Genomic DNA, 8,474 nt, shown 5'->3' on the forward strand with positions numbered 1-8,474 from the left:
GTTGTAGCTGATTCTCGTGGCGTTACTGTTGGCGCAATGACTTCTCTACGTAAACAAGCTCGCGAAGCGGGTGTTTACATGAGAGTTGTTCGTAACACACTAGCACGCCGTGCGATTCAGGGTACAGACTACGAGTGTCTAACTGACACTTTCACTGGTCCAACTCTGATCGCATTCTCTAATGAGCACCCAGGTGCTGCAGCGCGTCTTTTCAAAGACTTCGCTAAAGAGAATAAAGATTTCGAGATCAAAGCTGCTGCATTTGAAGGCGCAGTTACTGATGCTGAAGTACTAGCGACACTACCAACTTACGACGAAGCTATCGCACGCCTAATGATGTGCATGAAAGAAGCTTCTGCTGGCAAGCTGGTTCGTACTATCGCTGCTGTTCGCGACCAAAAAGAAGAAGCTGCGGCTTAAGCCTTGCTTTTCACTGGTTGCTATTTAAACTTATTGTTGACTTAAAAGAGAATTGTTATGTCTATTACTAACGAGCAAATCCTAGACGCAGTTGCAGAAATGTCTGTAATGCAAGTTGTTGAGCTTATCGAAGCTATGGAAGAGAAATTCGGTGTTACTGCTGCTGCTGCAGTTGTAGCTGGTGGTGCTTCTGCTGAAGCTGCTGCTGAGCAAACTGAATTCGACGTAATCCTAACTGCTGCTGGCGCTAACAAAGTACAAGTTATCAAAGCTGTACGTGGCGCAACTGGCCTAGGTCTTAAAGAAGCTAAAGGTCTTGTAGACTCAGCTCCTGCAGCGCTTAAAGAAGGCGTTGACAAAGCTGAAGCTGAAGCTCTTAAAGCACAGCTAGAAGAAGCTGGCGCTTCTGTTGAAGTTAAGTAATTATTACTTAATTTCTTAGCCGCAAGGCTAATGGCTGGTGGTTTATTAACCACCGGCCTTTTTGCGCTGTAGGGCTATGACGAAATTTCCGCTGTTTAACCGTCATAATCCAAGCAAAAAAACAGTCATTTTTTCGAAATGATTGTTCACTACAGTAAACAGCTGTTTGTCACCGCCCCCTCTGAAGAGTGTTTTGGGTGGTTTGGGTCACTTATCAGCGAGCTGAGGAACCCCATGGTTTACTCTTATACCGAGAAAAAGCGCATCCGTAAGGATTTTGGTACTCGTCCACAAGTTTTGGACATTCCATACCTGTTATCGATCCAGCTTGATTCTTTCGACAAATTCATCGAACAGGATCCTGAAGGTCAATACGGTCTTGAAGCTGCTTTCCGTTCTGTATTTCCAATTCAGAGCTACAACGGCAATTCTGAGCTGCAATACGTTAGCTACCGTCTTGGTGAGCCAGTTTTTGACGTTAAAGAATGTCAAATCCGCGGTGTTACTTACTCAAAGCCACTACGCGTAAAACTACGTCTAGTTATCTTTGATCGAGATGCACCAGCAGGTACTGTAAAAGACATTAAAGAACAAGAAGTCTACATGGGCGAAATTCCGCTTATGACTGACAATGGTACTTTCGTAATTAATGGTACCGAGAGGGTTATCGTATCCCAGCTGCACCGAAGCCCAGGCGTGTTCTTCGACAGTGATAAGGGTAAGACCCACTCATCAGGTAAAGTTCTTTATAACGCACGTGTAATTCCTTACCGTGGCTCATGGTTAGACTTTGAGTTCGATCCTAAGGATAACTTATTCGTACGTATCGACCGTCGTCGTAAGCTACCAGCATCGATTATCCTTCGTGCACTTGGTAAATCGACTGAAGAGATCCTAGATCTGTTCTTCGACAAAGTGAACTTCGAAGTGAAAGACCAAACTCTACTTATGGAGTTGGTTCCTGATCGTCTACGTGGTGAAACTGCGTCATTCGACATCGAAGCAAACGGCAAAACTTACGTTGAGACTGGTCGTCGTGTAACTGCTCGCCATATCCGTCAACTTGAAAAAGATGGCGTTGAGCACATCGAAGTACCAGTAGAGTACATCGTTGAAAAGATTGCTGCGAAAGATTACATCAACGAAGCAACTGGCGAGATCATCGTTGGCGCAAACCAAGAGATTAGCCTAGAAGCACTTGCTAACCTGTCTCAAGCAGGTCACAAGACTCTAGAAGTGCTGTTCACGAATGACCTAGACCATGGTCCATTCATGTCAGACACTCTACGTGCGGATAGCACAGTAGATCGCATCTCTGCATTGGTAGAAATCTACCGCATGATGCGTCCTGGCGAGCCACCAACGAAAGAAGCTGCAGAATCACTGTTCGAAAGCCTATTCTTCTCTGAAGATCGTTACGACCTATCAACTGTAGGCCGTATGAAATTCAACAGCTCTATCGAGCGTGAAGAAGAAGAAGAGCGCGGTACTCTGGATGAATCAGACATCATCGAAGTGATGAAGAAACTGATTGGTATCCGTAACGGCATTGGTGAAGTGGACGATATCGACCACCTTGGCAACCGTCGTATCCGTTCTGTAGGTGAAATGGCAGAAAACCAATTCCGTGTTGGTCTAGTTCGTGTAGAACGTGCCGTTAAAGAACGTCTAAGCCTTGGTGACCTTGATGCAATCATGCCTCAAGACCTTATCAACGCTAAGCCGATCTCTGCTGCAGTTAAAGAATTCTTTGGCTCTTCACAGCTTTCACAGTTTATGGACCAAAACAACCCATTGTCAGAAGTTACGCACAAGCGTCGTATCTCTGCTTTAGGTCCTGGTGGCCTTACTCGTGAGCGCGCAGGCTTCGAAGTACGTGACGTTCACGTAACTCACTACGGTCGTCTATGTCCGATCGAAACGCCTGAAGGTCCAAACATCGGTCTAATTAACTCGCTATCTGCATTTGCACGTTGTAACGATTACGGTTTCCTAGAAACTCCGTACCGTCGTGTAGTAGATGGTGTAGTAACAGAAGAAGTTGATTACCTGTCTGCAATCCAGGAAGGTCAATTCGTAATCGCGCAAGCAAACACCATTCTTACTGAAGAAGGTACGTTTGCAGATGAGCTAATCACAGCTCGTCAAAAAGGTGAATCTGGTCTTCACCCACGCGATCACGTTGACTACATGGACGTTGCGACAAACCAAGTAGTATCTATCGCTGCTTCGCTTATCCCGTTCCTAGAACACGATGATGCGAACCGTGCATTGATGGGTGCCAACATGCAACGTCAAGCTGTACCAACACTGAGAGCTGATAAGCCTCTAGTAGGTACGGGTATCGAACGTAACATCGCAGTTGACTCTGGTGTTACAGCGGTTGCTAAACGTGGTGGTCAAGTTCAGTCTGTTGACGCTTCTCGTATCGTAGTTAAGGTTAACGAAGATGAATTGGTACCTGGCGAAGCTGGTATCGATATCTACAACCTGACTAAGTACACGCGTTCGAACCAAAACACATGTATTAACCAACGTCCAACTGTACTTCCTGGTGAACCAGTTGCACGCGGCGATGTTCTTGCTGACGGTCCTTCAACAGACCTTGGTGAACTAGCTCTTGGCCAAAACATGCGTATCGCATTCATGCCTTGGAACGGTTACAACTTCGAAGACTCGATCTTAGTATCTGAGCGCGTAGTTCAAGAAGACCGTTTCACGACAATCCACATTCAAGAACTATCTTGTGTGGCTCGTGATACTAAGCTGGGTTCTGAAGAGATCACAGCTGATATTCCAAACGTAGGTGAGTCTGCTCTGTCTAAACTAGACGAGTCAGGTATCGTTTACATTGGTGCTGAAGTTAAGGGTGGCGACATCCTAGTTGGTAAAGTAACCCCTAAAGGTGAAACTCAACTGACTCCTGAAGAGAAGCTACTACGTGCTATCTTCGGTGAGAAAGCATCTGATGTTAAAGATACTTCTCTACGTGTACCAAACTCTGTTTCGGGTACTATCATCGATGTACAAGTCTTCACTCGCGATGGCGTAGAGAAAGACAAACGTGCACTTGAAATCGAACAGATGCAGCTTAAAGAAGCTAAGAAAGATCTAACTGAAGAGTTCCAAATTCTTGAGGGTGGCCTTCTTAACCGTGTTAAAGCTGTACTTCTGTCTGGTGGTTACTCTGAAGCTAAGCTTGATACTATCGGTCGTAAGCAATGGCTAGAGCAAGTTCTAGAAGACGATGCGCTACAAACACAGCTTGAGCAACTTGCTGAGCAGTGGGATGAGCTAAAAGCAGACTTCGATAAGAAGTTTGAAACTAAGCGTCGTAAAATCACTCAAGGTGATGATCTAGCGCCTGGCGTTCTTAAGATTGTTAAAGTTTACCTAGCGGTTAAACGTCGTATCCAGCCTGGTGATAAGATGGCCGGTCGTCACGGTAACAAAGGTGTAATCTCTAAGATTAACCCTGTTGAAGACATGCCATACGATGAGAAAGGTCAGCCTGTAGACATCGTACTTAACCCGCTGGGTGTACCATCGCGTATGAACATCGGTCAGATCCTAGAAGTTCACTTAGGTTTGGCTGCGAAAGGTATCGGTGACAAGATCAACCAAATGGTTAAGGAACAACAAGAACTGCATAAGTTCCGTGAGTTCCTACAGAAGGTTTACGATCTTGGCGATACTCGTCAGAAAGTTGATATTGCTGAACTGTCTGATGATCAAGTTCGTACACTGATCAAGAACCTACGTGGCGGTCTACCGATTGCTACACCTGTGTTCGACGGTGCTTCTGAGTCTCTAATCAAAGAACTACTTAAACTGGGTGATCTGCCAGAATCTGGTCAGCTTAAACTGTTTGATGGTCGTACTGGTGATTCGTTTGAGCGTCCTGTAACTGTTGGTTACATGTACATGCTGAAACTGAACCACTTGGTTGATGACAAGATGCATGCTCGTTCAACTGGTTCTTACAGCCTAGTAACTCAGCAACCACTTGGTGGTAAAGCTCAGTTCGGTGGTCAGCGTTTCGGTGAGATGGAAGTATGGGCACTAGAAGCATACGGTGCTGCATATACTCTACAAGAAATGCTAACAGTTAAGTCGGATGACGTTAACGGCCGTACTAAGATGTACAAGAACATCGTAGATGGTAACCATAGCATGGAACCTGGCATGCCAGAGTCGTTCAACGTACTGTTGAAAGAGATTCGCTCGCTAGGTATCAACATCGAGCTAGAAGACGAAGAGTAATCCCTCTTTTTTATAAAGAAGATTGGATTACTTGGTAAAGGGGGCTCACTTTAGTCGGTGAGCTCCTTTAACTCCTTACAGGAGCTGAACGTGAAAGACTTATTAAACTTTCTAAAAGCACAGCATAAGACCGAAGAATTTGATGCAATCAAAATCGGTCTATCTTCACCAGACACGATCCGTTCGTGGTCTTTTGGTGAAGTTAAAAAGCCAGAAACAATTAACTATCGTACGTTCAAACCTGAACGTGATGGTCTGTTCTGTGCACGTATTTTTGGTCCAGTTAAAGACTACGAATGTCTTTGTGGCAAATACAAGCGCCTGAAGCACCGTGGTGTTATCTGTGAGAAGTGTGGCGTTGAAGTTACACAAACTAAAGTTCGTCGTGACCGTATGGGCCACATCGAGCTTGCTTCACCAGTTGCTCACATCTGGTTCCTAAAATCACTACCGTCTCGTATCGGTCTACTAATGGATATCCCTCTGCGTGATATCGAACGTGTTCTTTACTTCGAAATGTACGTAGTAACTGAACCGGGTATGACTGATCTAGAAAAATCTCAGATGCTTACTGAAGAAGAGTATCTGGATCGTCTAGAAGAATGGGGTGACGAATTCACTGCTAAGATGGGTGCTGAAGCGATCAAAGATCTGCTTTCAACAATGGACCTTCATCAAGAAGTGGAAGAAATGCGCGAAGAGTTGGAAACAACTAACTCTGAAACTAAACGTAAGAAAGTTACTAAGCGTTTGAAGCTAGTTGAAGCGTTCATTTCGTCAGGCAACAAGCCTGAGTGGATGATCCTGACTGTACTTCCAGTGCTACCGCCAGATCTACGCCCTCTAGTACCACTAGATGGCGGTCGTTTTGCGACTTCTGATCTGAACGACCTTTACCGTCGTGTGATCAACCGTAACAACCGTTTGAAGCGTCTTCTAGAGCTAGCGGCTCCAGACATCATCGTACGTAACGAAAAGCGTATGCTGCAAGAGTCTGTTGATGCCCTTCTAGATAACGGTCGTCGCGGTCGTGCGATCACGGGTTCTAACAAGCGTCCTCTGAAATCTCTTGCTGATATGATCAAGGGTAAACAAGGTCGTTTCCGTCAGAACCTTCTAGGTAAACGTGTAGACTATTCTGGCCGTTCTGTAATCACAGTTGGTCCATACCTTCGTCTACATCAGTGTGGTCTTCCTAAGAAGATGGCACTTGAGCTATTTAAGCCGTTCATCTACAGCAAGCTAGAAACTCGTGGCATGGCTACGACAATCAAAGCTGCTAAGAAAATGGTAGAGCGCGAAGAAGCGATCGTTTGGGATATCCTAGACGAAGTTATCCGTGAACACCCAGTACTGCTTAACCGTGCACCTACACTTCACCGTCTAGGTATCCAAGCGTTTGAACCAGTACTAATCGAAGGTAAAGCGATTCAGCTTCACCCACTAGTGTGTGCGGCATACAACGCCGACTTCGATGGTGACCAAATGGCTGTACACGTGCCTCTAACTCTAGAAGCACAGCTTGAAGCTCGTACCCTAATGATGTCGACGAATAACATTCTGTCGCCAGCATCAGGTGATCCAATCATCGTACCTTCTCAGGACGTTGTATTGGGTCTTTACTACATGACACGTGACAAGATCAACGTGAAAGGTGAAGGTATGTACCTTGCTGGCCCTGCAGAGGCTGAAAAGGCATACCGTACTAAGACTGCTGAGCTACACGCTCGCGTTAAAGTACGTATCACTGAAACTGTAGTAGATGAAGACGGCAATAGCACAACGAATACTGGCCTAGTTGATACGACTGTAGGTCGTGCAATGCTATGGCAGATCGTTCCAGCTGGCCTACCGTACAGCATCGTTAACCAAAAGTTAGGTAAGAAGCAGATCTCTACTCTTCTTAACGAGTGTTACCGTAAGCTTGGTCTAAAAGATACAGTAGTATTTGCTGACCAAATCATGTACGCAGGTTTCGCATACGCGGCACTTTCTGGTGTTTCTGTAGGTATCAACGATATGGTTGTTCCTCAAGCGAAATACGATGAAATTGAATCTGCTGAAGAAGAAGTTCGTGAAATCCAAGAGCAATTCCAATCAGGTCTTGTTACTGCGGGTGAGCGTTACAACAAAGTTATCGATATCTGGGCATCTACGAATGACCGCGTTGCGAAAGCAATGATGGATAACCTATCTTCTGAAACAGTTATCAACCGTGACGGCGAAGAAGAACAGCAAGAATCGTTCAACAGCATCTACATGATGGCTGACTCGGGCGCACGTGGTTCTGCAGCTCAGATTCGTCAGCTAGCAGGTATGCGTGGTCTGATGGCGCGTCCAGATGGTTCAATCATCGAAACGCCGATCACAGCGAACTTTAAAGAAGGTCTAAACGTCCTTCAGTACTTTATCTCAACGCACGGTGCTCGTAAGGGTCTTGCGGATACAGCACTGAAAACAGCAAACTCGGGTTACCTAACTCGTCGTCTAGTAGACGTTGCTCAAGACGTTGTAGTACACGAACATGACTGTGGCACGCATGAAGGTATCGACATGATGCCTCACATCGAAGGTGGTGACGTTAAAGTTGCACTTTCTGAGCTTGCTCTAGGTCGTGTAGTAGCTGAAGACGTTCTTAAGCCTGGTACTGAAGATGTACTGATTCCACGTAATACTCTGATTGATGAGAAGTGGTGTCAAATCATGGAAGACAACTCAGTAGATAGCATGAAAGTGCGCTCTGTTGTTACCTGTGATGCAGACTTCGGTTGTTGTGCACAGTGTTACGGTCGTGACCTAGCACGTGGTCACCTAGTGAACCAAGGTGAAGCAGTTGGTGTTATCGCTGCACAATCTATCGGTGAACCGGGTACACAGCTAACGATGCGTACGTTCCACATCGGTGGTGCGGCATCTACTGCAGCAGCAGAGAACAGCATCCAAGCTAAGACAACTGGTACTGTGAAACTTCACAATGCTAAGTTTGTAGTTAACAAAGATAAGAAACTGGTTATCACTTCTCGTGCATCTGAGATGACGATTATTGATGAATTCGGCCGTACGAAAGAGAAGCACAAACTTCCTTACGGTTCGATGCTAACCAAAGGCGACAACGCAGCAGTTACTGCTGGTGAAGTTGTAGCTAACTGGGAAGCGCATACCATGCCAATCATCACTGAAGTGGCAGGTCGTATCCAATTCGTAGATATGATCGATGGTATTACAGTTTCTCGTCAAACTGACGATCTAACGGGTCTTTCTTCAAGTGAAGTAACAGACGCAGCAGCTCGCCCAGCAGCAGGTAAAGATATGCGTCCAGCTATCAAACTTGTTGATGAGCAAGGTAACGACGTAATGATTCCTGGTAC

The 8,474-nt window shown here is 45.6% G+C and carries 4 protein-coding genes; all 4 read left to right on the top strand.

The genetic code is table 11. The features are described 5' to 3' along the window. A partial coding sequence (rplJ, locus tag AB4496_RS07620; RefSeq protein WP_372130772.1) for a 50S ribosomal protein L10 occupies positions 1-420 on the top strand: 420 nt, incomplete at its 5' end. 57 nt (positions 421-477) lie between these two features. Next, entirely contained in the window at positions 478-843 is a 366-nt protein-coding gene (gene rplL / locus AB4496_RS07625) for a 50S ribosomal protein L7/L12 (RefSeq protein WP_009844674.1), read from the top strand. 234 nt (positions 844-1,077) lie between these two features. After that, entirely contained in the window at positions 1,078-5,106 is a 4,029-nt protein-coding gene (rpoB, locus tag AB4496_RS07630) for a DNA-directed RNA polymerase subunit beta (RefSeq protein WP_009844675.1), read from the top strand. 90 nt (positions 5,107-5,196) lie between these two features. Further along, on the top strand, positions 5,197-8,474 hold a 3,278-nt coding region (gene rpoC / locus AB4496_RS07635), incomplete at its 3' end, for a DNA-directed RNA polymerase subunit beta' (RefSeq protein WP_372130774.1).

The sequence above is a fragment of the Vibrio sp. 10N.222.46.A1 genome, assembly GCF_041473595.1.
Lineage (GTDB): Bacteria > Pseudomonadota > Gammaproteobacteria > Enterobacterales > Vibrionaceae > Vibrio > Vibrio tasmaniensis_A.

What these genes read in the sequence shown, in the direction of transcription:
- rplL (WP_009844674.1), top strand. Translation starts at nt 478, where the DNA reads ATGTCTATTACTAACGAGCAAATCCTAGACGCAGTTGCAGAAATGTCT.
- rpoB (WP_009844675.1), top strand. Translation starts at nt 1,078, where the DNA reads ATGGTTTACTCTTATACCGAGAAAAAGCGCATCCGTAAGGATTTTGGT.